General features: G+C 71.7%; 22 protein-coding genes. 15 read left to right on the top strand and 7 right to left on the bottom strand.

Going from position 1 to position 24,666, the window contains the following annotated elements; translation table 11 throughout:
* Positions 1-7: 7 nt before the first annotated feature.
* The 3 genes from NON00_RS05060 to NON00_RS05050 are packed head-to-tail and all read right to left on the bottom strand — an operon-like array spanning position 8 to position 3,044.
* Positions 8-1,258, bottom strand: a complete 1,251-nt coding sequence (locus tag NON00_RS05060) for an ABC transporter substrate-binding protein (protein WP_256018033.1) — start codon at positions 1,256-1,258, stop codon at positions 8-10.
* Positions 1,258-1,902: an ANTAR domain-containing protein gene (locus NON00_RS05055; protein WP_256018031.1), complete on the bottom strand. Its 645-nt coding sequence runs from the start codon at positions 1,900-1,902 to the stop codon at positions 1,258-1,260. Before NON00_RS05055 ends, NON00_RS05060 begins: the two co-directional genes overlap by 1 nt.
* On the bottom strand, positions 1,899-3,044 hold the full coding sequence (locus tag NON00_RS05050) for a transporter substrate-binding domain-containing protein (RefSeq protein ID WP_256018029.1): 1,146 nt from the start codon (positions 3,042-3,044) through the stop codon (positions 1,899-1,901). The genes NON00_RS05055 and NON00_RS05050 overlap by 4 nt, the downstream gene beginning before the upstream one ends.
* 419 nt (positions 3,045-3,463) lie before the next feature.
* Here NON00_RS05050 and NON00_RS05045 point away from each other — a divergent pair, with 419 nt between their 5' ends.
* Together NON00_RS05045 and NON00_RS05040 are read left to right on the top strand one after the other, a co-directional pair.
* Complete coding sequence (locus NON00_RS05045; protein ID WP_256018027.1) at positions 3,464-4,240, top strand: hypothetical protein; 777 nt, start codon at positions 3,464-3,466, stop codon at positions 4,238-4,240.
* Positions 4,237-5,406 carry a hypothetical protein gene (locus tag NON00_RS05040; RefSeq protein WP_256018025.1) on the top strand — a complete coding sequence of 390 codons (1,170 nt, stop codon included), beginning with the start codon at positions 4,237-4,239 and terminating at the stop codon, positions 5,404-5,406. Before NON00_RS05045 ends, NON00_RS05040 begins: the two co-directional genes overlap by 4 nt.
* Before the next feature lie 73 nt (positions 5,407-5,479).
* Here the strand turns inward: NON00_RS05040 and NON00_RS05035 are convergent, their stop codons facing one another.
* Positions 5,480-6,787, bottom strand: coding sequence for an O-acetylhomoserine aminocarboxypropyltransferase/cysteine synthase family protein (locus NON00_RS05035; protein WP_256018023.1), 1,308 nt, complete (start codon positions 6,785-6,787; stop codon positions 5,480-5,482).
* A gap of 186 nt (positions 6,788-6,973) precedes the next feature.
* On the opposite strand from NON00_RS05035, the gene NON00_RS05030 reads away from it, so the two are divergent.
* A complete protein-coding gene (locus tag NON00_RS05030; protein WP_256018020.1) occupies positions 6,974-9,625 on the top strand; it encodes a sensor histidine kinase KdpD in 2,652 nt (883 codons plus the stop codon).
* Between the two features lie 93 nt (positions 9,626-9,718).
* On the opposite strand, the gene NON00_RS05025 is transcribed toward NON00_RS05030, so the two are convergent.
* Both NON00_RS05025 and NON00_RS05020 read right to left on the bottom strand, forming a co-directional pair.
* Positions 9,719-10,696, bottom strand: a complete 978-nt coding sequence (locus NON00_RS05025; RefSeq protein WP_256018018.1) for a tripartite tricarboxylate transporter substrate binding protein — start codon at positions 10,694-10,696, stop codon at positions 9,719-9,721.
* Positions 10,697-10,807: 111 nt separating this feature from the next.
* Complete coding sequence (locus tag NON00_RS05020) at positions 10,808-11,776, bottom strand: catechol 2,3-dioxygenase (protein ID WP_256018016.1); 969 nt, start codon at positions 11,774-11,776, stop codon at positions 10,808-10,810.
* 136 nt (positions 11,777-11,912) lie between these two features.
* Here NON00_RS05020 and NON00_RS05015 point away from each other — a divergent pair, with 136 nt between their 5' ends.
* From NON00_RS05015 to NON00_RS04975, 9 genes are all read left to right on the top strand, one after another.
* Positions 11,913-12,920: a LysR substrate-binding domain-containing protein gene (locus NON00_RS05015; protein WP_256018013.1), complete on the top strand. Its 1,008-nt coding sequence runs from the start codon at positions 11,913-11,915 to the stop codon at positions 12,918-12,920.
* Between the two features lie 196 nt (positions 12,921-13,116).
* A complete protein-coding gene (locus NON00_RS05010) occupies positions 13,117-14,058 on the top strand; it encodes an ABC transporter substrate-binding protein (protein WP_256018011.1) in 942 nt (313 codons plus the stop codon).
* A gap of 29 nt (positions 14,059-14,087) precedes the next feature.
* A complete protein-coding gene (locus NON00_RS05005; RefSeq protein WP_256018009.1) occupies positions 14,088-14,966 on the top strand; it encodes an NAD(P)-dependent oxidoreductase in 879 nt (292 codons plus the stop codon).
* A gap of 51 nt (positions 14,967-15,017) precedes the next feature.
* On the top strand, positions 15,018-16,022 hold the full coding sequence (locus tag NON00_RS05000) for a tripartite tricarboxylate transporter substrate binding protein (RefSeq protein WP_256018007.1): 1,005 nt from the start codon (positions 15,018-15,020) through the stop codon (positions 16,020-16,022).
* 16 nt (positions 16,023-16,038) lie between these two features.
* The gene (locus tag NON00_RS04995) at positions 16,039-16,905 is read left to right on the top strand and encodes an amidohydrolase (protein ID WP_256018004.1); all 867 of its coding nucleotides are present in this window, start codon (positions 16,039-16,041) and stop codon (positions 16,903-16,905) included.
* A 15-nt stretch (positions 16,906-16,920) separates the two neighbouring features.
* On the top strand, positions 16,921-17,649 hold the full coding sequence (locus NON00_RS04990) for a PIG-L deacetylase family protein (RefSeq protein WP_256018002.1): 729 nt from the start codon (positions 16,921-16,923) through the stop codon (positions 17,647-17,649).
* On the top strand, positions 17,646-18,338 hold the full coding sequence (locus tag NON00_RS04985; protein ID WP_256017999.1) for a 4-carboxy-4-hydroxy-2-oxoadipate aldolase/oxaloacetate decarboxylase: 693 nt from the start codon (positions 17,646-17,648) through the stop codon (positions 18,336-18,338). The genes NON00_RS04990 and NON00_RS04985 overlap by 4 nt, the downstream gene beginning before the upstream one ends.
* A 54-nt stretch (positions 18,339-18,392) precedes the next feature.
* The gene (locus tag NON00_RS04980) at positions 18,393-19,406 is read left to right on the top strand and encodes a tripartite tricarboxylate transporter substrate binding protein (RefSeq protein WP_256017997.1); all 1,014 of its coding nucleotides are present in this window, start codon (positions 18,393-18,395) and stop codon (positions 19,404-19,406) included.
* A 245-nt stretch (positions 19,407-19,651) separates the two neighbouring features.
* Positions 19,652-20,446: an SDR family NAD(P)-dependent oxidoreductase gene (locus NON00_RS04975; RefSeq protein ID WP_256017995.1), complete on the top strand. Its 795-nt coding sequence runs from the start codon at positions 19,652-19,654 to the stop codon at positions 20,444-20,446.
* A gap of 3 nt (positions 20,447-20,449) precedes the next feature.
* Here the strand turns inward: NON00_RS04975 and NON00_RS04970 are convergent, their stop codons facing one another.
* Positions 20,450-21,115, bottom strand: a complete 666-nt coding sequence (locus NON00_RS04970) for a GntR family transcriptional regulator (RefSeq protein WP_256017992.1) — start codon at positions 21,113-21,115, stop codon at positions 20,450-20,452.
* Between the two features lie 176 nt (positions 21,116-21,291).
* On the opposite strand from NON00_RS04970, the gene NON00_RS04965 reads away from it, so the two are divergent.
* The 3 genes from NON00_RS04965 to NON00_RS04955 all read left to right on the top strand — a co-directional run bounded on the left by NON00_RS04965 (position 21,292) and on the right by NON00_RS04955 (position 24,666).
* The gene (locus tag NON00_RS04965; protein WP_256017990.1) at positions 21,292-22,704 is read left to right on the top strand and encodes an FAD-binding oxidoreductase; all 1,413 of its coding nucleotides are present in this window, start codon (positions 21,292-21,294) and stop codon (positions 22,702-22,704) included.
* Between the two features lie 13 nt (positions 22,705-22,717).
* Positions 22,718-23,602 (top strand): oxaloacetate decarboxylase, encoded by an 885-nt coding sequence (locus NON00_RS04960; RefSeq protein WP_256017987.1) that lies wholly within the window; start codon positions 22,718-22,720, stop codon positions 23,600-23,602.
* A 68-nt stretch (positions 23,603-23,670) separates the two neighbouring features.
* The gene (locus tag NON00_RS04955) at positions 23,671-24,666 is read left to right on the top strand and encodes a tripartite tricarboxylate transporter substrate binding protein (RefSeq protein ID WP_256017985.1); all 996 of its coding nucleotides are present in this window, start codon (positions 23,671-23,673) and stop codon (positions 24,664-24,666) included.

The following is a 24,666-nucleotide window of genomic DNA, read 5'->3' as shown; positions in this document are numbered from 1 at the left end:
GGCCGTCTCAGTTCGACACGTCGATGACGAACTGCTTGCTCATGCGCGGATTGGCGACGAGGTCGCAGACGGCGGCGGTATCGGCCGGCGGCTGGTCGGGGTAGGAATGCAGCACCTTCCAGCTCCTGTCACGCGCCTCGGCCAGATAGGCATTGCGCACGGCGTGGTGGGTCTGCCTGTCCATCGTCACCTTGCCGGAGGGGCCATCGAAGGAAATGCCCGTCTCCAGCGCCTCGCAGACCTTCACGCGGTCGAGCGAGCCCGCCTTGCGCACACCCTCCGCCCAGAGCATGAAGCCCTCGTAGTTGGCGCAGGCGAGTTCGCTGGTATAGGGCATGTTCGCGCCATACCTGGCGCGCAGCTTGGCGACGAAGCCGCTGCTCGCCGGCGTCGTGATCTCCTGGTAGTAGCCGTAGCTGGTGACGATGCCGTTGCTCTCCGCCGGGTCGAGGCTCGCCACCTCATTGACCAGACCGAAGGTGGTGGAGGCGATGGGAATGCGCGACTTCATCCCCGCCGCCGCCCATTGGCGGTAGAAGGCCGTGTGGTTGGCGCCCACCAGGGCGGAGAGCACCATGGCGGGCGCCGCGCGCTGGATCTTGCTGATGGTGGCCGAGAATTCCGTGACGTCGAGGGGGAAGAACTCGATCGCCTCGACCGAGCCGCCGCCATCCCTGACGTATTTGCTCATCCACTTGGCGGTGATCTGGCCGTAATTGTAGTCGGCGGCGATGATATAGGCCTTCTTGCCCCAGCTCTCCATCGCATAGGGCACCAGCTTGTTCACCGTCTGCGCCGGGGTGGTGCCGGTGCAGAAGGTGTCACGGTCGCAGACGCCGCCCTCGTAGAGCACGTTGTAGAAATAGGGCATGCGGTAGCGGTTGAAGACGGGGCGGATCGCCTCGCGCGAGGCGGAGGTGATGCCGCCATGCACCACCGCCACCTTGTCGCGGAGCGCGAGCTGCTGGGCATATTGCGAATAGAGCTGGATGGTGGACTGCGTGTCGTAATTCACCAGCTCCACCGGCCGGCCGAGCAGGCCACCCGTGGCGTTCACCTCCTCCACCGCGAGGCGGAAGGTGTCATACATCGCCTGGCCGGAGGAACCGATGGGGCCGGAGAGGTCGAGCAGGCTGCCGACCTTGACCGGATCGGCGCCGAGCGCGTGGCGCGCCACCAGCGGCGAGGCCAGCGCCCCGCCCGCCAGGGCAAAGCCGGAGCGCAGCAGCGACCGGCGGGAGAAAGTCCCATGAGGCATCATGCGATCCTTTGCGTGGTCAGGGTGTGCGGGGTGGGGGCCTCGGCCGGCTGGCCGGCCATCCAGGCCTCGCTGTAATCCTCGATGCTCATGCGCGCGCGCATCGCGGCGCGGCGCAGGAGGTCATAGGCGGCATCGTCATCCAGCGCGTGCTGCTGCATCAGCCGCAGCGTGGCGCGGATCAGCATGCGGCGGCCACGGCGGCGGCGCTCCTGCTCGGCCAGCAGGGCGGCGCCGTGCTGGCGCGCGCGCTGCGCGTTGACGCCGAGGACGAGCGCGGCATAGACGGCCGAGCCATGCACCGGCTTGCGCAGGAAGGCCGTGGCGCCCGCCTGCAGCAAAGCGCGCAGCCGACCCGGCGCCTCCACGCCCACCAGGCCGATGATGGGCAGCCGCGCCAGCCAGTCAGGCGGCAGCGGCGCCAGCAGCGTGGCCAGGTCGTCATCGCCATCGAGCACCAGCAGCTCGCAGGGCTGCGGCGCGGCGGCGGCGAGCGGCGCCGCCACCTCCTGCCGCTGCAGCGTGACGCCCAGCCGGCCCAGCGCCGGGGCCAGCATCCGCGTGGCCTCGCCATCCTCCGCCGCCGCGGTCAGCAGCACGGCGCGCAGGCCACGGAAATTCTGCACCATGGCGGGCGGGTTCACGACACCACCTTCAGCCGCGCCGCCGGCAGGCCGTGGCGGGCGGAGACGCCCACCAGATAGGGGTCCGGCGCCACGGGCCGCTCCGCCTCCCAGATGATGTCATAGGTGCCATCGGCGCGGGAGCGGCCGATGCGCGGCGTCAGCGCGGCGTGCAGCGTGTCGGGGTCGATCCACACCTCGCCCTGCGGGGCGGAAAGGCGCTGATGCTTCACCGCCTCGCGCACCGCCTCCACCGCCTCGCCGCCGGCGGCGGCCAGGGCCTGGGCCAGCAGGCGGATGGTCAGATAGGCCGCCTCGGTATCGGCCGAGGGGTTGCCGCCAAAGCGCGCGCGGTAGGCGGCGACGAAGGCGCGGTTGGCCGGCCCGGCCACGGTGGAGAAATAGGCGCTGGAACTGACATGCCCCTCCCCGCTTTCCGGCCCGGCGGCGGCGATCGTCACTTCCGAGATGTTGCAGCCCAGCACGGGCAGGGTGGCGGGCTGGTCGATGCCGGCGGCGCGGCAGGCGGCGCGGAGCGCGCGCAGGAAATGGTGGCTCGACTGCCCGACCAGCGTGCTGAAGACGAAGGCCGGCCGCAGGCGCAGGATCTCGGCGGTCATCTGAGAAAAATCCGTGTCTTCCAGAGGCACGTAGCGCTCGGAGAGGATGCGGCCGCCGCGCGCCAGCAGCGCCTCGCGCAGCACCCGGTTGCTCTCCCAGGCCCAGACATAGTTGGAGCCGACGCAGCAGGCGCGCAGGCTGTAGCTGCGCGCGGCGAAGTCGATCAGCGGCACCACATGCTGGTTGGGCGCGGCGCCGGTGTAGACGACATTCGGCGAGGCCTCGAAACCCTCGTAATGCGCCGGGTACCAGAGCAGGGCATCCCGCTTCTCGATGAGCGGGATCACCTCCTTGCGGCTCTGCGAGGTGTAGCAGCCGACGATGTGACGGATGCCCTGGTCCAGCAGGCCGCCGCAGAGGGTGGTATAGCCGGCGAGGCTGCCCGAGGGGTCGGCCATCACGGCGGCCAGGCGCGGCCCGCCGGGGATGGCATTGGCATCCTCGATGCCGAGGCGCGCGCCCTTCAGCATCTCCGCCGAGGGGCCGCCATAGGCGCCGCCGGTCGAGAAGAGCAGGCCGATCCTGTGCAGGCTGGATTGCATCCGCGACGCGATCCCCACCGCGCCCTTCCCTCAGGAGGGGCGCGGCATGCTGTGGCTCCGTTGCCGTTGCCGGTTCAGCCGAGGATGGCGCACAGGTGAGCAGCGTTGCTCTTCGCCTAAAATTCAGCCTGTCAGGGCAGGGAAGCGAAGTCAACAGCCCTTTTTAGCGCGAAATAAAGGCGAAGTGCCGCATTCCCACGCAGCGCAACGCCCATGCCGGGTGCCCAGGCGACTCCTCCGCCCGCCCCCGGCATCCGGCCGGCAGGCGGGACCGGCCTGATGGGGGGTTGGCCTGATGGGGAGTTGGATGATCTGCCATGTTCCAGAGATCGAAGATAACCCGTATCGTTATCGGGCCGGGCCAGTTCCATCCGGCGCCGCCGCCGCCCTTCCATCCCCCGCCCGCGAAGCGCCGCACCGTGCTGATGCTCCTCCCCGCCCTCATGGCCGGTGGCGCCGCCCTCGGGCGGCACGCCGTGCCGGAGACCGCGCCTTCCCTGCCGGAAGGGCCGGAGGCCACGGCCTGTGACTGCGCGCCGCGCCGGGTGCAGCATCTGCAGGGCAAGGAAACCCTCACCGGCCGCGCCGCCGATGCCGCCTTCCTTGAGGCGCTGGGCCTGCTGGAGGGCCATCTGATGATCGGCCGCGCCCTGGTGGAGGGCGGCGAAGGGCGGCTCGGCCAGCCGCTCTTCGGCCATCCGGTGCGCGAGCTTTATGCCTGGCTGGAACCGCATCTGGCCGGGCGCCGGGTGGCGCCCTTCGGCGCGGCGCTGACACGGCTCGACCAGGTGGCGCGCGAGGGCGCCAGCGGCGCCGCGCTGACCGCCGCCTATCTCCCCGCCCAGTCCGCCCTCGCCGCCGCGCGCGCCAGCGTGGCGATGGACGAGGCCTTCCGCCTCGCCCATATCGCCACCATGGTCGAGGCCGTGGCAGCCGAATATGGCGGCAGCATCGACCGCGGCCGCATCGTCAACCTGCTCGAATATCATGAGAGCGCGGGCTTCCTGCGCTATGCCATGGCCCAGGCCGCGCAGGGCCAGGGACGGGTCTGGCGCAGCGTGCAGGCCGAGCTCATGGCGATCCGCGACACCGCCTATCCCGGCCTGCTGCCGCCCTCCTCCCCGCCGGTGTCCATCACCGCCCTCCGCCGCCGCGCCGACAGCGTGCGCGCCCTCGCCGCCCAGGTGGTTTCATGACGCGCAAGCTGCTGTTCCTGCCTGCCCTGCTCCTCCTCCCCCTCGCCCCGGCCCGGGCGGAGGACGAGGTCCGCCTCCAGGCCGGGGAGTTCGCCCTGGCGGGCGAACTCACGACGGAGCTGGACCTCGACCGCCATGGCCGCCGTGGCGGGCGGGCCGCCTATAGCGATCTTTACAACAAGACGGAGCTCGGCCTGGCGCTGAGCCTGCCGCAGGGCGCCACGCTGCGGGGCGTCTTCAAGAGCGAACCGGCCGGGCGCGAGGCCGATGGCAGCAACCGCGCCTTCTACGGGCAATCCGCCTGGGTCGACCAGCTGACCCTGAACTGGAGCCATGGGCCGCTGGAGCTGTTCGCGGGCAAGCTGCATCCGCGCTTCGGCTTCGCCTGGGACAAGGCGCCGGGCCTCTATGGCACCGACTTCGCCGAGGGCTATGAGCTGTCCGAGAAGATCGGCTTCGGCGCCAACCTGTCGCTCTCCGACCTTGCCGGGCTGGACAGCGAATTCGGCGCGCACAGCCTTCAGTTCGAGATGTTCCAGGCCGACCGGACGGGGCTGTCCTCTTCACTGCTGGCGCGGCGCCATGCGGTGCTCGATGCGGAGGGGCGGCTGCGCTACACCGCGCGCAACCGCCGCGCCTATGGCGGGGCGGATAATACGCGCGGCTACCAGAACGCCGTTCTCTCGCTGGAGGGCAAGGGCGTTTCCCTGCCGCTCGGCACGCTGGATTATACGCTGGGCTATTCCTCACGCCGCGCCGGGCTGGACAGTGTGGAGGCGGGCACGGCGGCGACGGAGCGCGGCAGTGTGGCGGGCCTGGCCTGGGAGGTGGGCCTGCCGATGAACATCACCCTGACGCCGCTGGTCGAATGGCTGCGCCAGCGCGATGCCGATGGCATTGCCGGGCTGCGGCGTGATGTGCTGACCGCCGGGGTGGAGTTCGGCCTCAACCCCGTCAGGCTGGCCTATACCTATGCCTGGCTGAAGGAGGCCGGGGTGGCCCCCAACCAGGCGGCGCAGAATGCCGCTTCCGCCACCTATGACCTTGGCCATGCCGTATCCTGGCTGGATGGCTTCGAGTGGACGGTGGGCTGGCGCCGCCTGCGCGAGGATGGCACTGCCGCCAACGACTATGGCACGCAGCTGAAATACGGCCTGCGCTTCTGACGAAGGTGGGGGTCTGGGGGAATTCAATTCCCCCAGCGGGGTCCGGGGCGGAGCCCCGGAGCGCCCGGCCCGCTTACTCCGCCGCCTGACGCAGGCTCGCTGCATCGAGGGCCTGGGCCAGATCGGCCAGGATATCCTCCTCATGCTCCAACCCGATGGAGAGGCGGATATAACCCGGCGTGACCCCCGTGGCGCGCTGCTCCTCGGCCGTCAACTGCGAATGGGTGGTGCTGGCCGGGTGGATGGCCAGGGAGCGCGCATCGCCGATATTGGCGACATGGTAGAACAGCCGCAGCGCATCGATGAAGCGCCGCCCTGCCTCCACGCCGCCGGCCAGTTCGAAGCCCAGCAGCCCGCCCTTGCCGCGCGGCAGGTATCTGGCACTGCGCGCCGCGGCCTCCCCCGTGTGATGCTCGGGATGGATGACGCGCGCCACCTCTGGCCGCCCGGCCAGGAAGCGCGCCACGGCGGAGGCATTGCGGCTGTGCTCGCGGATGCGCAGCGGCAGCGTCTCGATCCCTTGCAGGATCAGGAAGGCATTGAAGGGGCTGAGCGCCGGGCCGAGGTCGCGCAGCAGGGTGGTGCGCGCCTTCAGCACATAGGCGATCGGCCCGAGCGGTTTGGCTGCCTCCACCCATTTCGCGCCGTGATAGGAGGGGTCGGCCCGGTGCAGCGCCGGCTGGCGCGCCGGATGCGCCGCCCAGTCGAAATTGCCGCCATCGACGATGATGCCGCCGATGCTGCTGCCATGCCCGCCGATATATTTGGTGAGCGAATGCACCACCACCGCCGCGCCATGCTCGAAGGGGCGGATCAGCAGCGGCGCCGCGGTGTTATCGACGATCAGCGGAATGCCGAGCGGCCGGCCGATGGCGGCGACCTCAGCGATGGGGAAGGGCACCAGCTTCGGGTTGGGCAGCGCCTCGGCATAGTAGGCGCGGGTGCGGTCATCGGTGGCGCGGCGGAAATTCTCCGGCTCTGCCGGATCGACGAAGCGCACCTCGATGCCCTGGTCCTTCAGCGTATTGGCGAAGAGATTCCAGGTGCCGCCATAGAGATCGGTGGAGGCGACGATATTATCCCCCGCCACGGCGAGATTCTGCACCGCCAGCGCCGAGGCCGCCTGTCCCGAGGCGAGCGCCAGCGCTGCCACGCCGCCTTCCAGCGCGGCCACGCGCTGTTCCAGCACGTCGGTCGTCGGGTTGCCGATGCGGGTGTAGATATTGCCCAGTTCTTCCAGCCCGAAGAGGCGGGCGGCGTGCCCGGTATCGTCGAACTGGTAGGAGGTGGTCTGATAGATCGGCACCGCGACCGCCTTGGTGGTGGCATCGCGCCGCCAGCCGGCATGCAGGGCGAGGGTTTCGGGGTGGCGCTGGGTCATGCTGGCTCTCCATGTGACGGCGGGGTGTGGTGGTGGGCGGTCCCGCTTTGCCTTTTCGGCTTCGTGTTTTGATCAAATCACGATCCTGAATCGCGCTCAAGCCCTTCCCCGCGAGTCCGCTCCCCCTCCTCCCCCCCTCCCCCTCCCCTGCTGTGCGCCGCGCGCGCGCGGGCCTACACTCCCGCCATGCCCGAAGCCGAGCCCCCCCGCCCCGATCCCGATGCCCTGCTGGCGCTCGCCGCGAAGGAGGGGCGCGGGCGGCTGAAAGTCTTCCTCGGCGCCGCGCCGGGGGTCGGCAAGACCTTCGAGATGCTGGTCCAGGGCCGCCGCCGCCGGCTGGGCGGGGCGGATGTTCTGGTGGGCCTCGTCGAGACGCATGGCCGGGCGGAGACGCAGGCGCAGCTGGCCGGCCTGCCCGTGCTGCCGCGCGCGGCCATGGCGCATCGCGGCCAGGCGCTGGAGGAGTTCGACCTCGACGCCGCCCTGGCCCGCCGCCCGGCCATCCTGCTGCTGGACGAGCTGGCCCATAGCAACGCCCCCGGCAGCCGCCACCCCAAGCGCTGGATGGATGTGGAGGAGCTGCGCGCCGCCGGCATCGAGGTGTGGACGACGATGAATGTCCAGCACCTGGAAAGCCTCTCGGACGCCGTGGCGCGCATCACCGGCGTGCGGGTGGCGGAGACGGTGCCGGATGACGTGCTGACCGGCGCCGATGCGGTGGAGCTGATCGACATCCCCCCGGCCGAGCTGCTGGAGCGGCTGCGCCAGGGCAAGGTCTACCAGCCGGAGCAGGCGCAGCGCGCGCTGCGCGGCTTTTTCCGCGAGGGCAATCTGGCAGCGCTGCGCGAGATCGCGCTGCGGCGCACGGCGGAGCGGGTGGAGGCCGATGTCACCGGCTATATGCGCGCCCATGCCATTGCCGGCCCCTGGCCGGTGGGGGAGCGGGTGATGGCGCTGCTCGGCCCCGACCCGGCCGCGCCCACGGTGCTGCGCGAGGCCCGGCGCATCGCCGATGCGCTGAAGGCGCCGCTGCTGGCCCTGCATGTGGAGCGGCCGGGGGCCGAGGCGGGGGACCCCGCCCCGGCGCTGCGCCTCGCCGCGCAGCTGGGGGCGGTGGTGGAGACGGTGGTGGCCGCCGACCTGCCCGCCGCCATCGCCGCCCAGGCGCGGGCGCGCAATGCCACGCATCTGGTGATGGGGCGTGGCGCGGCGCGCGGCTGGCGGCGGCGGCTGGGGCGCGGGCTGGCCACGGCGCTGCTGCGCCAGGCCGGGGATTTCACCCTGCATCTGGTGGCGGATCCGGCCGGCCCGGCGCCGCGCGCCTCCTCCTTCCCCCCCTCCCCCGGCGCGGCGCCGCTGCCGCGCTGGGCGGGCTGGGCGGCGACGCTGGCGCTGGTGGGCCTTGCCACGGGCATCGGCGCGGCCACGGATGGCGTGGTACCGGAGGGGGCGCTGGGCATGGTCTACCTGCCCGCCATCGTCGCCGCGGCGGTGGCCTTCGGGCCGCTGCACGGGCTGGCGGGGGCGGTGCTCTCCTTCCTGTCCTGGAACTTCCTCTTCCTGCCGCCGCGCTACACCCTGGCCATCGCCGGGGCGCAGGATGTGGTGGGCGTCGTCGTCTTCTCGCTGGTGGCGCTGCTGATGACGGGGACGACGGGGGGGCTCGGCCGCTCGGTGCGCAGCGCGCGGGCGCGGCTGCACGCGCTGCGCCGGCTGGTGGAGTTCAGCCGCCGCCTGGGCGCGCCGGGCGACATGGGGGACCTGATCGGGGCCGTGGCGCAGGAGGCGGCGCGGGTCACCGGTGTGCCGGCCTGCGTGCTGATGCCGCTGCCCCCCGCGCCGGGCGAGACGGCGCCCGAGCCGGTGCTGCGCGCCGCCGAGCCGGTGGAGGCGGAGCCGGACGAGGCCGCCATGGCCGCGGCGCGCTGGGCCATGGCGCATGGCGTGCGCACCGGCCAGGGCACCGACACCCTGCCCGCCGCCCCCTGGCAGTTCCGCCCGATGCGCACGGCGCAGGGGCTGGTGGGCCTGGTGGGGCTGCGCCTCGCCGCGCCGCTGGAGCCGGAGGCGGACCGCACGCTGGATGCGCTGCTGGACCAGGCGGCCGTCGCGCTCGAGCGCGCGCGGCTGATGGAGGAGAATGCCCGCAACGCCGCCCGCGCCGAGACGGAGCAGCTGCGCACCGCCCTGCTCACCTCGCTCGGGCATGACCTGCGCACGCCGCTGACCTCGATCCGGGGTGCGCTGGAGACGCTGCGCCACACCGGGCCCGCCCTGTCCGAGGCGGTGCGCCAGGACCTGCTGCTGACGGCCGAGGAGGAGACCGCCCGCCTCTCGCGCTATCTCAGCCACATCATCGACATGGTGCGGATCGAGAGCGGGCAGATCACGCCACGGCGGGAGCCGGTGGACCTGCCCGGCCTGCTGGAGGCCGCCGCCGCGCGGGCCGGGGGGCGTGTGGCGCTGGATCTTCCCGCCGGCCTGCCGCAGCCCCGGCTGGACCCGGCGCTGCTCGACCAGATCCTGCGCAACCTGCTGGACAATGCGCTGAAATTCTCCGCCCCCGCCGGGATGGCGCGGCTCTCCGCCCGGCGCGAGGGGGCGGAGGTGGCGCTGCTGGTGGAGGATGACGGCCCTGGCATCCCGGCGGAGGACCTGCCGCGCATCTTCGACCCTTTCCACCGGGCGGGGCGGACGGACCGCATCGCCGCTGGCACCGGGCTGGGTCTGGCGATCTGCCGTGGCCTCGCCGCCGCGATGGGCGGGCGGATCGCGGCGGAAAGCCCGCTCCCGCCCGGCGGGCGCGGCACCCGGATAACAGTCCGCTTCCCCCTCTGATTCCCCCAACCCGGCGCCCGCCTCCCCCCCCGAAACGCCACTAAAAAAAGTTTTTTGGTTCTTTTTTTCAAAAAAGAACCCGCTCCCTCCCCTTCACTGAATCCGGATATTCCGTTCCTTCAGGAAGACGCGCCATTTGTCGCTTTCCGCCCTGGCATAGGCGGGCCAGGCCTCGATCGGCTGCGCCTCGACGGTCACGGCCATGGATTGCAGGCGCGGCTGCATCTCCGGGGCGCGCAGGGCGGCGGCGCAGGCGGCGTTCAGGCGGCGCAGGATGGGCTCGGGCGTGCCGGCGGGGGCCAGCATCGCCACATGCTCCACCACTTCGAACCCCGGGAAGCCGAGTTCCTGGAAGGTCGGCACTTCCGGCGCCAGCGGGCTGCGCGCGCGGGTCGTCGCCGCCAGGGCGCGGAACTCGCCGGACTGGATATAGGCCATCACCGCCGCCGCCGGCATGAAGAACATGCCCGCCTCGCCGGCCAGCACCGCCTGCACGGCCGGGCCGCCGCCGCGATAGCCGACCTCGGTGACGCTGATGCCCGCCATCTGCATGAACATCTCGGTCGCCAGGTGGGAGGTGGCGCCGACGCCGGCATTGGCGTAGTTCAACCCCTTGTTGTCCTTCTTCGCCAGGGCGACGTAGTCGGCCACGCTGGTGACGGGTGAATTGCGCGGCACCAGCATGAAGAGCGGGCTGGACACCAGCAGGCCGACGCCGACGAAGGCGCGCTCCGCGTCATAATTCACCGGGTAGAGATGGGGCGCGACGGCATAGGTGCTGTTGGGCGCGATGATGACGGTGGCGCCATCGGGGCGGGCGCGGGCGGCGCTGGTCATGCCGATGGTGCCATTGGCGCCGCCGCGGTTCTCCACCACGAAGTTGCGGCCGAGATCGCCCGAGAGGCGGTTGCAGAGCAGGCGGGCGAAGGCGTCGGTCGGGCCACCTGCCGGCCAGGGCACGACGGCCGTGACGGTGCGGGCGGACCATTCCTCCTGCGCGCGGGTGGCGCGCGGCAGGGCAAGGCTTGCGGAAGCCAGGGCCAGGGGCCCCAGGGACCGGCGAGTCAGCATGGATTGTTTTCTCCCTTGGTGGCGACGCGGCTTTTGCAGCCTGTTCTTCATCTTGACCCCCCCCGATGCGGGCGGGGCGGCGGCGCGGCTCACGCCGCGCCGGGAGGCCGGTCAGACGTCGATCTCTTCCAGCGGCGGCGTGCCGTGGGTGTGGAAGCTCTCGATGGTCTTCAGGCCCCAGGCCTGGCCTTTCTTCCGCTCCGTCTCCGTCCAGGTGATGGCCGGCCAGTCGGGCGCGAGCACGAGGCGGGCGCCGGCATTGGCCACCTCCACGCGGTTGCCGCCCGGCTCATAGACATAGAGGAAGAAGGTCTGCTGCACCGCGTGCTTGTGTGGCCCCGTCTCGATATGGATGCCGTGCTCCAGGAAGATGTCGGCCGCCTGGAGGATGGCCTCGCGGCTGTCGAGGGCGAAGGTCACGTGGTGGAAGCGGCCGGGGACGCCGTGCGCCTCCTTGGTGAAGGCGAAGTCGTAGGACTTGTTGGTGGCGGTCAGCCACATGCCCGCTTCCTCGCCGCTGTCGAGCTCGATGCGCTCGGTGCAGCGCAGGCCGAGATGAGCCTGGAAGAACTCGCGGCAGCCCCGGACATCCACGGCGAGGCAGTTGAAATGGTCTAGCCGCCGCACGTTCACGCCGCGCGCCGGGAAGCGCTGGGCCTGGTTCTTCAGCGCGGGGCGGAGTTCGGCCGGCGGGGCATACCATTCCGTCTCCCAGTACAGCTCGAAGACGTGGCCATCCGGGTCGCGGAAGCGCCAGCCGGTGCCGTGGCCCAGTTCATCCTCATGCGCCCAGACCTCATGGCCGGCGGCGCGCAGGGAGGCCAGGCGGCGTTCCAGGGCCTGGACGCTGCGGGTGCGGAAGGCGGCGTGGCCGAGCCCCGCGCGGGGGGCCGCGGTCAGCTGCAGTGAATAGCGCTCATAGTCATCCCAGCCGCGGAGATAGACGCTGTCGCCCTTGCGGCCGCTCTCGGTCATGCCCATGACATCGACGAAGAAACGCAGTGACTCCTCGATGCGGGGGGTCAGCAGCTCGACATGGCCCAGATGGGCGATGTCCATGATCGGTTCCGGCGCGTGCATTCGCGTTTCTCCCCCTTGGTCTGGGTCACGGCAGCCTAATGGCGGCGGGGCCCCCGGTCCTATCGCTTCTGACGGCAGAGATATTCCCTTCTGGAATAGGATGACTCCCGCTGTTTTTCTGCTAGGCACCCTGCCCATGACGTTCCGGCGCTATCTCGACCAGCGGCTGAAGATGCAGCACCTGCGGGCGGTGGAGGCGATCGCCGCGCAGCGCAGCCTGCTCAAGGCCTCGGCCCTGCTCGGCATCAGCCAACCCGCCCTGACCAAGACCTTGCAGGAGCTGGAGGACATCCTGCAGCAGCGCCTGTTCGACCGGCTGCCGCGCGGGGTGCGGCCGACCGAGGCGGGCACGCTCTTCGCCGAGGTCAGCCGCCGCATCCTGGCCGAGCTGCGGCGGCTGGACGAGGAGCTGGACCGCCTGGCCGGGCCGGATGGCGGGACGGTGGCGCTCGGCACCCTGCCGGTCGCGGCGACGGGGGTGCTGCCCGGGGCGCTGCGGCGGCTGAAGGCGCGCCACCCGGCGCTGCGCGTGCGGCTGGAGCAGGGGCGGACGGAAGATCTGCTGCCCAAGCTGGCGGCGGGCGAGATCGACCTGATCGTGGGCCGCCTCTATGAGCCGGCCCTGCCGGATGGCTTCCTGCGCGAGCCGCTGTGGGAGGAGCCGATTTCCCTGCTGGCGCGGGCCGACCACCCGCTTTTCGCCCTGGCCGAGGTGACGCCGGCGCTGCTGCGGCAGCAGGAGCTGGTGCTGCCCACGGTCAGCCAGCGCGTCGGGCAGGAGATCGAGGCCTTCCTGGCGCAGCACGCGCTGATGCCCACCGCGCCGCTGCGCTCCAGCTCCTATGGCTTCATCCGCGAGATGCTGCATGGCACGGATATGATTTCCGCCATGCCGCGGCTGATGATGGCGGGGGACTTGCTGCGCGGCACGCTGCGGGTGCTGCCGTTGCATTGCAGCGCGCCCCCGCGCCCGGCGGGCATCATCCTGCCGCCGGCGCGGCCCTTGCCGCCGGGGGGGCAGGCCTTCCTCGCCGCGCTGCGCGCCCATGTCGCCGAAATCGGCGAGCGGGGGCTGGCCGCTATAACCATGCCTGATAGTTCCGGCCCGGAAAGCGATTGGTCGCCCACCTCCCCCCCGGTGTAGGCAGCCAGGACAGGCCCGAGGGGGCAGGCACCAGGGGGCATGCCCCCGGCAGGACCGCAGGCCGCGCCAGGCGCGGCGGCGGCCCGGCGGCCCGCACCCCGGATGGCGGGCCCAGATGGGGGGACGGCAAAGATGATACCTTTCCTCGCCCGCGCCATGATGCGCGCGCGGCTTCCGGGCGCGGCGGGCTGACGCCGTGGCCGGCCTCGACCACCCGCCCGCCCTGCTGCGCGCCGCGATCGGCAGCTATCCCGCCACGCGCGCGCTGAGGGAGGGCCGCCTCACCTCCCCCCTGCTCCGCCTCGACATCGCCGAGATCCCGGTGATCAGCCGGGCCTTCGCGCCGATGGTGCGGGAGGGGCGCTTCGACGTCTCGGAAATGGCCATCGCCACCTTCCTGCAGGCGCGGGCGATGGAGCGGCCGCTGGTGCTGCTGCCGGTGGTGCTGGCGGCGCGCTTCCAGCAATCGGCCCTGCTCTGCCGGGCGGAGAGCGCGATCCGCGGCCCGGCCGACCTCGCCGGGCGGCGCATCGGCGTGCGCGCCTATAGCCAGACCACCGGCATGTGGCTGCGCGGCATCCTGGCCGAGGAGGGCGGGCCGCGCCCGGAGGAATGCCGCTGGATCACCTTCGAGGACGCGCATGTGGCCGGCATCGCCGATCCGCCCTGGGCGGAGCGCGCCGCCCCAGGGCAGGAGATGATGGCCATGCTGCGCGAGGGCGCGCTGGATGCCGTGATCGTCGGCAATGACGTGCCGGATGACCCGGGGCTGCGCACCGTCTTCGCCGACCCGGCGGCCTCCGGCCAGGCCTTCTGGCAGCGCCATGGCTTTGTCCCGGTCAACCATGTGCTGACCGTCTCGCGCGATCTGGCGGAGCGGCGGCCGGAGCTGGTGGCGGAAGTGCTGCGCCTGATGCGCGCCTCCGCCGCCGGCGCGGCCCCCAGCGCACCGGGTATCCCACCGGGTATCCCACCGGGTATCCCACAGGGCGGCCCGCACGGCGCGCCCCCCGCCAGCCGCGCCGCGCTGCGCCCCGTTCTGGCGCTGGCGCTCCGCTTCATGGCCGCGCAGGGCATGCTGCCCCGCCCCCTCACGCTGGACGCGGTGTGGGACGGGCTTCCCGCCGGCCTGGAATGACCACAACGAAGAATACGGGAGAAACCGCCATGACACGCTTCGCGATCATCGGCTTTGGCGAGGTGGGCGGCATTTTCGCCCGCGACCTGCGGGCGGGCGGCGCCACGGCCATCACGGCCTATGACATCGCCCCGGCGGCGCTGGAGCGCGCCCGCGCCACCGGCGCCCAGGTGGCGGAAAGCGCCGCCGCCGCGGCCGCCGCCGCCGATGTGGTCTTCGTCTGCGTCACCGCCGGCAGCGTGCCGGCGGCCATGCGCAGCCTGACCGGCGGGCTCGGCCACGCGCCTTTCGTGGTGGATGTGAATTCCGTCTCCCCCGGCACCAAGCAGGCCGCCGCCGCCACCATCACCGCCCAGGGCGGGCGCTATGTCGAGGCGGCGGTGATGGCCAGCGTGCCGCCCAAGGGGCTGCGCTCGCCCATCCTGCTCGGCGGGCCGGAGGCGGGGGCATTCACCGCGCTGATGGCGCCCTTCGGCATGGACCTCACCCTTTTCCCCGGCCCGGTCGGCAAGGCCTCGGCGGTGAAGATGTGCCGCAGCGTCATGGTGAAGGGGCTGGAGGCGCTGACCACCGAGAGCATGCTGGCCGCCCGCCATTATGGCGTGGAGGAGGAGGTGCTGCGCTCGCTCTCCGACACGCTGCCGCACCCGGACTGGCGCGGCCTCGCCCGCTACGTCATCAGCCGCGCGCTGATCCATGGCCGCCGCCGCGCCGAGGAGATGCGCGAGGTGGCGCGCACCGTGCAGGAAGCCGGGGTGGAGCCGCTGCTGAGCGCGCCCATCGCCGAGCGGCAGGACTGGGCCGCCGCCCGGGGCCGCGCCATGCGCCCGGAGGAGCTGGCGACGCAGGATCTCGATGTGCTGCTCTCCGGCATCATCCATGCGGTGCCGGCGCAGGCGGCCGAATGAAGCAACCCAGGCCGCCCCGGTGAGAGGCGGCCGGGACGGGAGGACCATGCCATGACGATCACTCGCCGGCTCCTGCTCGGCGGCGGCGCCCTCGCCTGTGCCGCGCCGCGCGGCCCTGGCGCGGCCCGCGCCCAATCTGCCGCCACCCAGCCCATCGCCACCCTGCCGGACAAGCCCATCCGCCTGCTCGTGCCGAATGCGGCGGGCGGCGTGGCCGATCTCGCGGCGCGCAGCGTGGGGCAGGGCCTGTCCGAGCGGCTCGGCCGCCCGGTGGTGGTGGAGAACCGCCCGGGCGCCGGCGGCACCATCGCGGCGCAGGCGCTGCTGGCCGCGCCGGCCGATGGCAGCACGCTGATGGTGGCCACCAATGCCCATGCCATCAGTGTCTCGCTGTTCCGCAGCCTGCCCTTCGATCCGCTGCGCGACTTCGCGCCGGTCGGGCTGATGGGCAGCTTCGGCATCGCCATCCTGGTCGCGCCCGGCTCGCCGCTGCGCGATGTGGCGGCGCTGCTGGCGCAGCTCAGGGCCGCGCCGGAACGGCACCCGATCGGCACCATCAGCGTCGGCAGCACGCAGCACCTGGCGGCGGAACTGTTCAAGGCCAGCGCGGGGGTGGATGCGCTGACCGTGCCCTTCACCGCCACCCCCGCGCTGCTGACCAGCCTGATGCGCGGCGATGTCGCCGTGGCGTTCGAGATCGTCGCGCCGGTGATGGGGCAGGTGCGCGACGGGGCGCTGCGCGCGCTGGCCGTGACCTCGCCGGAGCGCTCGCCCAGCCTGCCGGAGGTGCCGACACTGCGCGAGGCGGGGCTCGCGGGGTTCGATGTCACCTCCTGGAACGCGCTGGTGGCCCCGGCGCGCACGCCGCCCGCCATCATCGCCCGGCTCAACCAGGAGCTGAACGCCGTGCTGGCCGAGCCCGGCCTGCGCGCCACGCTGCGCGCGGCGGGGGTGGAGGCCGGCGGCGGCACGCCGGAGGCACTCGCCGCCCTGCTGCGCGGCGAGACGGCGAAGTGGCGCGCCGCCATCGAGCGCGCCGGCATCGAAAAGCAATGAGAGGGGGAAGACGCGCATGAAGACCTGCAAGGCACCGGACCCGAACCCGCGGCGGCCCGGCCTCACCCTGCCGCCCGGAGCCTGCGATGCGCATTGCCATGTCTTCGGCCCGGCGGCGGCCTTTCCCTATGCCGAGGACCGCTCCTACACCCCGCCGGACGCGCCGGTGGAGGATCTGCGCCGGGTGCACGCGGCCATCGGCGTCAGCCGCGCGGTGATCGTCCAGGCCAGCTGCCACGGCACCGACAACCGCGCCATGCTGGATGCCATCGCGCGCAGCGGCGGCGCCTATCGCGGTGTCGCCATCGTCGATGGCGGGATCAGCGATGCGGCGCTTGAGGCGCTGCACCAGGGCGGCATCCGTGGCGTGCGCTTCAACTTCGTGCAGCATCTGGGCGGCACGCCGGATCTCGACGTGTTCGACCGCGTGCTGGACCGGATCGCGCCGCTGGGCTGGCATGTCGTGCTGCATCTCGATGCGGGCGACATCCTGACCCATGCCGGGCGCATCGCGCGCATCCGCGTGCCCTTCGTCATCGACCATATGGGCCGCGTGCAGGCGAAGCACGGGCTGGAGCAGGAGCCCTTCCGCCGCCTGCTGGAGCTGATGCGCAACCCGCTCGCCTGGGTCAAGATCTGCGGGCCGGAGCGCGTCTCCTCGGCCGGGGCGCCGTTCCACGATGCCGTGCCCTTCGCCCGCCGCCTGGCCGAGGCGGCGCCGGAGCGCACGCTGTGGGGCACCGACTTCCCCCACCCCAACATCGCCGGCGACATGCCGAATGATGGCGACCTCGTCGATCTCCTGGCCCTGGCGGTGGAGGACGAGGCGCTGCGCCACAGGATCCTGGTGGACAACCCGGACCGTCTCTACTGGGCTGAGTAAGAGGAAGAACCCACGATGTCTGATACGCCGAAATCCGGCCTGGTCGTCACTGCCCATCCCGGTGATTTCGTCTGGCGCGCGGGCGGCGCCATCGCCCTGCACGCCCAGCGCGGCTACCGCATGAAGATCGTCTGCCTCTCCTATGGCGAGCGCGGCGAGAGCCAGGGGGCCTGGAAGCAGCCGGGCATGACGCTGGAGGCCTGCAAGGCCGGCCGCCGCGCCGAGGCCGAGGCCGCCGCCGCCATCCTCGGCGCGGAGATCGAGTTCTTCGATGCCGGCGATTACCCGCTGCGCCTGACAGAGGCGATGCTCGACCGCCTGATCGACATCTACCGCGAGGTGCGGCCCTCCTTCGTGCTGACGCACCCGCTGGCCGACCCCTACAATGTGGACCACCCGGAAGCCTCGCGCTTCGCGCAGGAGGCGCGCATCATCGCCCAGGCCGCCGGCCACAAGCCCGGCCCCGGCGGCGTCGCCTATGCCGCGCCGCAGGTCTTCCAGTTCGAGCCGCACCAGCCCGAGCAGTGCGACTTCAAGCCCAACCGCATCCTCAACATCACCGAGGTGTGGGAGACGAAGTGGAAGGCCTTCGAGCAGCTGCCGGCGCAGAAGCACCTGTGGGAATACTACCACCGCGTCGCGCTCAACCGCGGCATGCAGGGCGGCCGCAATTCCGGCAGGCCGATGACCTATGGCGAGGCCTACCAGACCATCTTCCCCGACGCGGTGGAGGTGCTGGCGTGAAGACCGTCGTCGTCACGCGCAATCCGCGCGCCGATCTCGCCCTGGTGGACCGCTTCGCGCCGCTCGGCGTCTCGACGGTGCACGAGGCCTCGGGCCGCGCGCCCAACCTGATGAAGCCTTCCCTGCGCCCGGCCTGGCCGGGGGCGGCCGTGGCGGGCTGCGCCGTCACCGTGCTGGCGCAGCCGGGTGACAACTGGATGCTGCATGTCGCGGTGGAGCAGTGCCAGAAGGGGGATATCCTCGTCGTCGCCTGCACCACGGACTGCACGGATGGCATGTTCGGCGACCTGCTGGCCACCTCGCTGCAGGCGCGCGGCGTGCGCGGGCTGGTGATCGATGCCGGGGTGCGCGATGTCGCCACGCTGCGCGAGATGGGCTTCCCCGTCTGGTCGCGCGCCATCTCGGCGCGCGGCACGGTGAAGGCGACGCTCGGCGCGGTGAATGTGCCGGTGGTCTGCGCCGGCGCCGCGGTGCGGCCGGGCGACATCGTCGTGGCCGATGATGACGGCGTCGTCATCGTCCCCGCCGCCGACATCGCCACCACCCTGGCAGCGGCCGAGAAGCGCCAGGCCAATGAGGGCGAGAAGCGCGCGAAGCTCGCCGCCGGCGTGCTCGGGCTTGACCTCTACGGCATGCGCCCGGCGCTGGAGAAGGCCGGCCTGCGCTACGTCGAGACGCTCGAGGAATAGCGCCGCGCCGGCAGCGGCGCGGAACGGTCCAGGAAAGACAAGAAAGGAAAACCCATGATGCAAGGGCTGATCCGGCCCGCCCGGCGGCGCGCCCTGCTGCGCGCCGCGGGCGCCGCCCTGCTGCCGCTGCCCTGCTGGTCCGGCGGGGCACGGGCCGCCGCGCCCTGGCCGGGCGACCGGCCGGTGCGCATCATCGTCCCCTTCACCCCGGGCGGCTCCACCGATATCCTGGCCCGTGCCCTGGCGCAGCGCCTGGGTGAGGAGCTGCGCCAGACCTTCGTGGTGGAGAACCGCGGCGGCGCCGGCGGCACCATCGGCACCGAGGCGGCGGCGCGCGCCACGCCGGATGGCTATACGCTGATGATGGGGCATATCGGCACGCTCGCCGTCAATCCTGCCCTCTACAGCAATCTTTCCTTCGATACCGCCACGGCCTTCGCGCCCATCGCGCTGGTGGCGACGGTGCCGAACATCCTCGTGGTCAACCCGCGGCGCGTGGCGGCGCGCGACGTGGCGGAGCTGATCGCCCTGGCGAAGCGGCGCGGCGGCCAGCTCACCTATGGCTCGGGCGGCAATGGCAGCGCGGCGCATATCGCCATGGCTGCCTTCACCATCACCGCCGGGGTGGAGATGGTGCATGTGCCCTACAAGGGCACCGCGCCGATGATGAGCGACCTGATCGCCGGGCAGATCGACCTGACGCTGACCGGCGGCCCCCCGGCCCTGCCACCGGTGCGCAACGGGCTGCTGCGCGCCCTCGGCGTCTCCAGCCTGACGCGGCTGGAGAGCGCGCCGGAGATCCCGACCATCGCCGAGACCGCCCTGCCCGGCTTCGAGGCGGTGCAATGGTATGGGCTGGTGGGCCCGGCGGGGATGCCCCGCGCGGTTATCGGGCAGTTGCACGAAGCCAGCCAGCGCATCCTGCAGGAGCCCGCGCTGCGCGCCCAGCTGGAAGCGGAAGGCGCGCAATTCTCCCCCCATACGCCCGAGGCTTTCGGCAGCTTCATTGCCGCCGAGCGTCAGCGCTGGGGCGCGCTGATCCGCCAGGCCCGGCTTCAGCCAGACTGATAGGGCCGGGCGTGGTCTTGAGAGGGGCTTCGCCCCTCTCAAACTCTCCCCACCAAAGGCCTGAGGCCTTTGGAAACCCATCTGTGAGTCCCCCCTGATGGCGGGTGCAGGGGACCCTGTCCCCTGCTGGGGGTTGAGGGGGCAAAGCCCCCTCAACTTTCCACGGCACCTGTCTTGCGGGCGGCGGCGGTTTTGGCTCCGATGCGGCCGCGGGTTCGCCCGCGGGACCACCGGAGGAAACGACATTGCACCACGACACAGCACCCGTCGCGCTCGTAACCGGCGCGGCGCGCGGCATCGGCCTCGCCACGGCGCGGCGCTTCCTGGCCGAGGGTTGGCGCGTCGCGCTGCTGGACATCGACGCGGCGGGGCTGGACGCCGCCGAGGCCGAGCTGGCGGCCCCCACCCGCACCCTCGCCCTGGCCTGCGATGTGGCGCAGAGCGGCAGCGTGGCGACGGCCGTCGCGGAGCTGGGCCGGCGCTTCAGCCGGCTGGACGCGCTGGTCAACAATGCCGGCACCGCCGTCTTCAAGCCGCTGCTGGAGACGACCGAGGCCGAATGGCAGCGCGTGATGGCGGTGAACCTCACCGGCCCCTTCCTGCTGACACAGGCGGCCATGCCGCTGTTCCGCGCGGCGGGGGGCGGGGCGATCGTCAACATCACCTCGATTTCCGGGCTGCGCGCCTCCACGCTGCGCGTCGCCTATGGCACCAGCAAGGCGGCGCTGGCGCATCTGACGCGGCAGATGGCGGTGGAACTCGGCGAGGAGGGAATCCGCGTCAATGCCGTGGCCCCCGGCCCGGTGGACACGGCCATGGCCAAGGCGGTGCACTCGCCCGAGATCCGCGCCGATTATCATGACGCCATCCCGCTCAACCGCTACGGGCTGGAGGAAGAACTGGCGGAGGCCATTTTCTTCCTGTGCGGCAGCGGGGCGAGCTACATCACCGGGCAGGTGCTGGCGGTGGATGGCGGCTTCGACGCGGCGGGGATCGGCCTACCGACGCTGCGCCGCGCCCGCGCGGCCGCCGCGCAATAGGCCTCAGCCGCGCAGCGCCTCGGCATAAACCGCCTGGGCGCGCAGGATATGCGCGGCCATCAGGCCGCGCAGCGCCGGCAGGTCCGCCGCCGCGAACGCCCCGATGATCTGCCCGTGCTCGCGGAAGGACAGATCCTGCTGGTCGCTGCGCGGCACGGAGAGATGCGCGCGCAGCGCCGCCACCCGCCCGGCGATGCCGCGATAGGCATGCGCCAGATGGACGTTGCCGCAATGGGTGAAGAAGGCGGCGTGGAAGGCGGTGTCGGCCCGCGCATAGGCCTTGCCATCCCGCGCCGCGCGCGCCGCGCCCATGGCGGCGAAGGCGGCGCGCAGATCGGCCAGCGTCGCCGCCGCGTCGCCCTCCAGGCAGCGCTCGACCGCGCCATTCTCCAGCATCAGGCGGAAGGAGGCGAGCTGCCCGACATCCTCCAGCGTCGGGCGGAAGACGAAGCTGCCCTTCTTCGGCTGGATGACCACCAGGCCCTGCTGCTCCAGCCGGGTCAGCGCCTCGCGCATCGGCGTGCGGCTGACGCCGAGGGAGAGGCCCACGGCATCCTCGCTGAGCGCCTGGCCGAAGGCGAGTTCGCCATTCACGATGGCCTCGCGCAGCCGCTCCTCCACCAGGGTGGAGAGGGTCTTGGGCAGTTCGACCGTCAGCGGCGGCAGCATCCGTGGGTCTCTCTCCTGCGGCGGTGGATCATCGCGCCTCTCATATGGGCTGGCGGGGAGCCGGTCAAAGCGCCCCCACCCTTTCTGTATCCAAGATACAGCATCTTGCACACAAAGAGACGCTGGCCTAGGAAGGCAGCAAGGCTGGAACAACCGGCCGGAGGAAACGCGACCGCATGGACAGCCTCACCCTGCCGCCCGCCGCCCCTGTGGCGGAGGGCCTGCCGCCGGCCCTGCTCGCCGGGTTGCGCGCCTTGCTCGGCCCGCGCCTGAGCTTGAACGCGGCGGAGCGCGAACAGCATGGGCGCGGCGAATCCTACCACCCCTCCTGCCCACCACAGGCCGTCTGCCACCCGCGTTCCACCGCGGAGGTGGCGGCCATCCTGCGGCTCTGCGCCGCCGCGGGCACGCCCATCGTGCCCTTCGGCGCTGGCACCTCGCTGGAGGGCCATGTCGCCGCCCTGCGCGGCGGTGTCTGTATCGATCTCCGTGGCATGGACCGCATCCTGGCGGTGCGGCCGGACGACCTCGACGTCACGGTGGAGGCCGGCGTCACGCGCCACCGGCTGAATGAGGAGTTGCGCGCCACCGGGCTGTTCTTCCCGGTCGATCCCGGCGGGGAGAGCACGCTGGGCGGCATGGCGGCCACGCGCGCCTCGGGCACCAATGCCGTGCGCTACGGCACGATGCGCGACAATGTGCTGTCCATGACTGTTGTCACCGCCACAGGCGAGATCATCCGCACTGGCAGCCGGGCCCGCAAATCCTCCGCCGGCTATGACCTGACGCGGCTTTTCGTCGGCTCCGAGGGCACCCTGGGCATCATCACCGAGGTGACGCTGCGCCTCTATGGCATCCCGGAGGTGGTGGCCGCCGCCATCTGCCCCTTCGCCACGGTGGAGGAGGCGGTGGCCGCGGTGGTCTCCGTCATCCAGTGCGGCATTCCCGTCGCGCGGGCGGAGCTGATGGACCGGCGCACCGTCCAGGCGGTGAACCGCTATTCGAAAACGGAATATCGCGAGACACCCACACTGTTCTTCGAATTCCATGGCCCGCCCGCAGCCGTGGCCGAGCAGGTCGCGCTGGTGGAGGAGATCGCGCGCGGCCATGGTGCCCTCGCCTTTGACTCCGCGCGGGAGCCGGAGGCGCGCGCCGCGCTGTGGAAGGCCCGGCACAGCGTGCATTATGCCATCCAGGCCATGCGCCCCGGCGCGCGGGTTTGGAGCACGGATGTCTGCGTCCCGGTCTCCAACCTGGCCCGCTGCATCGCCGAAACGCGGGAGGATACGGAGCGCGCCTCCTTCTTCATCTCGCTGGTCGGGCATGTGGGGGATGGCAATTTCCATCTCGGCCTCGTGGTGGACCCCTCGGATGCCGCCGAGATGGCGGAGGCGGAAGCGCTGAACGACCGGCTGGTGCGCCGCGCCATCGCGCTGGACGGCACCTGCACGGGCGAGCATGGCATCGGCTATGGCAAGGTGAAGTTCATGGAACTGGAGCATGGCGCGGCGCTCGGCGTCATGCGCGCGCTCAAGCAGGCGCTGGATCCGGCGAACCTGCTGAACCCTGGCAAGATCCTGCCCGGCTGAGGGAAAGATGCGCATGAACGCTGCCCAGACCCTCCGCGCCCGCCTCGGCCTTGGCGAGGGCGGCCGCCGCCCCATCCTGATGGCGCCCGGCGCGCCCGATGCCCTGGCCGCGCGCCTTGTCCAGCAGGCGGGGTTCGAGGCGGTCTACATGACCGGCTTCGGCGCCACGGCCTCGCGCCTTGGCCGGCCGGATATCGGCCTGCTGACCCAGACGGAGATGACGACCCATGCGCGCGACATGGTGCGCGCCGTCGCCATTCCCGTCATCGCCGATGCCGATACGGGCTATGGCGGCCCCGCCAATATCGCGCGCACCCTGGAAGAATATGCCCAGGCCGGCGTCGCCGCCGTGCATCTGGAGGACCAGGTGGCGCCCAAGCGCTGCGGCCAGCTCGCCGGGATTCGCCTGATCCCGGCGGAGGAAAATGTCCGCCGCCTGCGCTGCGCCCTGGCCGCGCGCGGGGCGGCGGGGCCGCTGGTGATCGGCCGCACCGATGCGCTGCCGGCACTCGGCCTCGACGAGGCGGTGCGCCGCGCCGCGCTCTATCGCGATGCCGGGGTGGACCTTGTTTTCGTCGATGGCGTCAAGACCGTGGCGGAGGTCGAAGCCATCGCGCGGCGTGTGCCGGGGCCGAAGGTCGTCAGCATTGTCGATGGCACGGAGGCCGTGGCCCTGAGCGCCGCCGCGCTGGAAGAAATGGGCTTCGCGCTGGTCTTCCACGCCGTCACCGCGCTGTTCGCCGCGGCGCGGGCGATGGCGGAGGCGCTGGCCACCCTGCGGCGCGACGGCACGCCGGCCGCTATCCCCGGCATGGGCTATGCCGATTTCAGTGCCCTGGTCGACCTGCCACGCTTCCAGGCGCTGGACCAGGAATTCGGCTGGGACCCGGCGGGCTGAGCACTCCCGCAGGGTTCTCCGCACAAACACGCGTAATACAGAAGAAAAAAACGGAGGACGTCCCCATCATGACCACGCGTCGCCATCTGCTGCGCGGCCTCGCCGCCAGCGGCACCCTGCTCGCTCCCAGCTTCGCCGGCGGCATGGGTACGGCCCGGGCGGAAGAAGCCTGGCCAAGCCGCCCCGTCAATGTCGTCGTTCCTTTCGGCGCGGGTGGCTCGACCGATGCCTTCGCCCGCGTGGTGCTGCAACGCCTGGGCGCTGATCTCGGGCGGCCCTTCACGGTGGACAACCGCAACGGCGCCAATGGCACAATCGGCGCCAATGCCGTGGCGCGGGCGCGGCCGGATGGCTATACCCTGCTCATCACCACCATCACCTCCTATGCCATGGCGCCGCACCTGATCCAGGTGCCCTATGACAATGCCCGCGCCTTCGCCAGTGCCGGCCTCGTCGCCAATATGCCGATGCTGCTGATGGTGGGGCGCAACCACCCCGCGCGCAGCTTGCAGGAGTATGTGGCCCTGGCACGCGCACGGCAGGGCAAGGAGATTTTCGCCAACCCCGCCGTCGGCTCCTCCGCCCATCTCGCCGCCGAATTGTTCTTCCAGCAGGCACGGCTCGAGGTGCATGACGTGGTCTACCGCGCCACGGCGCCTGCGGCGCAGGCGGTGATCAGCGGCGAGGCCGGCATGACCGTGGCCGCCAGTTCCGCCGTGATGGGGCTGGTGCGCGATGGGGAATTGCGCGTCCTCGCCGTCGCCGCACCGCATCGGGTCGCCCTGCTGCCCGATGTGCCGACCTTCGAGGAAGCCGGCTTCCCCGGCGTGGTCATCAACGAGGATATCGCCCTGCTCGCGCCGGCTGGCACGCCCGAGAGCATCCTTGACCGCATCAATGCCACGATGGCGGCGGCGATGAAGGCCCCCGAGGTGAGCGAGCGCCTGACGGCGCTGGGCGTCGAGCCAGGGGTGAGGCCACGTGCCGAATGGCCCGCCTATTTCGAGCGCGAATATACCCGCTGGGGCGAACTGATCCGCGCCAAGAATATCCGCATCCAATAG

This window comes from Roseomonas sp. GC11 (assembly GCF_024437745.1).
Classification (GTDB): domain Bacteria; phylum Pseudomonadota; class Alphaproteobacteria; order Acetobacterales; family Acetobacteraceae; genus Pseudoroseomonas.
The sequence above is the reverse complement of the archived record's forward strand: the minus strand, read 5'-3'. Positions and strand labels throughout refer to the sequence as shown.